Below are 2,373 nucleotides of genomic sequence, written 5' to 3'. Positions count from 1 at the left end.
TTTTGTTTTAAATGAGCCGCTTTGGCTTGCTTGCGTTATCCAACGGTCCAAAGCTGATGGTGTCAAATCATATTCGGCAACGATTTCACTACGTGATTTACCATGTTGATAAAGACTGACCATTTGCTGTTTAAAATCATCTGTGAATGTTCGTCTTTTGCGTTTAATCTTATTCATATTTGTTCCTTTTTTAGTTGTGATAAGTTTACCTTACCCCTTAAAAAAGTTGTATGATTTAGTGTAGCCGATCCAGTTCGAGGTGGAGTGCGATTTTTACGCTTTATTTGAAAGTTAAGTTTTAACTCACAATACACCCAATAAACACGTTTGCAACTCTATTTATAGCGAGCTTTCCGATACAATAAAAAATTTCGGCCCCCCAGCGTAAATGTTTTTCAGCTATATCACTTAATATCAAAATAATCATTGAATCATCCAATAATTTAGTTGGATAATAGTAAGTACAACGACTTAATACCACAATAGCGCGACTGATAGTAATTGATTTACAAGGATAATTATGGGACATTTTATCTTTAGAAAAATCTAAGATATATTCAATTTTGATGGTACACTTAATGAATAATAAAAAAATCCACAGTAGCAAAAAGAAAGAACCCGAATTGTTGAAATGAACTTACATATAAAAAATAAAATGTTACAAAATAAAGATGATTCAATTAAAGATACTTTTTGCTATTTATTATTTGAGATAGGTTTTTTTCATGCCAATCTAATTGAAATTACAATAAAAAATGCAGAAGAATATCTATATCTAGTTAAAAATGATATTGATATAAAAAACCTTTTAATTTGGATTTGTCAATGTGTAGACCAATGTTTCATTTCTCACCATGATAAGGATGATTATTATACTATAAAAAACTATTCTTCTGAAATTGAAAGCAAATGGAATAATGGCTGGAAACCAAGAATACAATCATTAATTTAAAAATTATAAAATATCAAAAGTTACATCATAATTTAGTAATTTACATTACTACTCTTATTCCAACTAAAACAACTGTCCAGAAAAACTGACCGATGCAAATAGAGAAATACTGTCAGAATGTAGCTATCAGCTTTGAAGTAAGCACATTAAGGAAATTGGACACGAATCCATAGAGCAACACCTCAGATATTAGGGACAATATTTAGACAAATAAACTGGCTTACATTACAATAATTTCAGATACAATGATCTGGAAATAGAACGCTTTATTCTGGCAAACCTGATTAGATTATTAGCTGGCTTGAATCTGTGTGCACCTAATGAATTTTAATTAGGTTTTGGTCTATTGTTGGGGAATTGTAATAAATCATAGATAATTAGAAGTAAAATATGCAGTGAACTAAATGCAAAAAGGCTCTTGTAACTGTACAAAATAAAACAGGTACAAAGGAACGTATCATTAGGATGATTTTAGTTGGAATGCGAAAATTGGAGCTCAGAATTCTAATGGCATGCATTTGCAGATTTATACTTATAGCGATCCTATGGCGGTGAAATTATTAGGATATTTTTTTAATTATGAATAAGAGAAAATACAATAATCCTTACCATCCATTTCCCTATGAAATGAAAGGTCAATTCTTTGAAAGATTGGAAGAAAATAAAACTCGTTTTATTGAGATTTATTCTATTGAATATGAGAAACCTGAGGAAGAAGATGACGAATGGGAATTTTCCTTGTATTCACTTTATATAGATCAACTTATAAGACCAATAATAGATGAGAAAGAAGTGTTTTTTTTATATAAGCTGCGTACATATTATGCAGACCCCACATTAACGGATAATAATAGTGCATTCAATCAATCAATAACTTCATTTGAACAATATGTTTTTTCTAATTTCGATGAGTTATTAGAATATGTTGAACAACGATGGAGAATAGGATTAAGTGATTTTGTTCCAATTAATGAAACACATATACCTTATTGAAAAATAAATTGATAATACCTATAAGTAATACAAACTAATTATAAATAACAATATTATCAAAACCAAAAAATAATAGTGGCAGGCATTTAATTGATGAAAATCAATTTTATTAAATTATTCTAGCTATTTCTAGGGGCTGTTGATCTTTGCTGTACATAAATTACTCAACAATACATTGGCAGCCACATTAACATAAATGCCAGTGATACCATACTGGCATAATTCCTTTCTAACTTATCGTATCTAGTTGATATTGAACGATATTGCTTGATTCTAGCAAAGGCATTCTCGACTAAATGACGATAGCGATAAAGGCACCTATCCATACTGCTTTTATCTATATCCTTACCATAATTACGTTTAGCAATCACCGTTCGTCCGCCTTTTTGACGAACAAAGCACCGAAAAGGCTCGCTGTCATAACCTTT

5 protein-coding genes are annotated in these 2,373 nt (G+C 30.3%); 2 read left to right on the top strand and 3 right to left on the bottom strand.

The genetic code is table 11. The annotated features are described in order from the left end of the window. Together A9G38_RS02035 and A9G38_RS02030 are read right to left on the bottom strand one after the other, a co-directional pair. On the bottom strand, window positions 1-177 hold a 177-nt coding region (locus tag A9G38_RS02035; RefSeq protein ID WP_141671686.1), incomplete at its 3' end, for a transposase. 121 nt (window positions 178-298) lie between these two features. After that, window positions 299-529, bottom strand: coding sequence for a hypothetical protein (locus A9G38_RS02030; RefSeq protein ID WP_034915869.1), 231 nt, complete (start codon window positions 527-529; stop codon window positions 299-301). A 102-nt stretch (window positions 530-631) separates the two neighbouring features. Here A9G38_RS02030 and A9G38_RS02025 point away from each other — a divergent pair, with 102 nt between their 5' ends. Both A9G38_RS02025 and A9G38_RS02020 read left to right on the top strand, forming a co-directional pair. Beyond that, the gene (locus A9G38_RS02025; protein WP_034915866.1) at window positions 632-952 is read left to right on the top strand and encodes a hypothetical protein; all 321 of its coding nucleotides are present in this window, start codon (window positions 632-634) and stop codon (window positions 950-952) included. A gap of 579 nt (window positions 953-1,531) precedes the next feature. Then, window positions 1,532-1,945 (top strand): hypothetical protein, encoded by a 414-nt coding sequence (locus A9G38_RS02020; RefSeq protein WP_034915862.1) that lies wholly within the window; start codon window positions 1,532-1,534, stop codon window positions 1,943-1,945. Between the two features lie 164 nt (window positions 1,946-2,109). Here the strand turns inward: A9G38_RS02020 and A9G38_RS12150 are convergent. Then, the coding region (locus A9G38_RS12150) for a transposase (RefSeq protein ID WP_176713214.1) at window positions 2,110-2,373 on the bottom strand (264 nt) is incomplete at its 5' end.

The sequence above is a fragment of the Gilliamella sp. Imp1-1 genome, assembly GCF_001690415.1.
Taxonomy (GTDB): Bacteria; Pseudomonadota; Gammaproteobacteria; order Enterobacterales; family Orbaceae; genus Gilliamella; species Gilliamella bombi.
The sequence above is the reverse complement of the archived record's forward strand: the minus strand, read 5'-3'. Positions and strand labels throughout refer to the sequence as shown.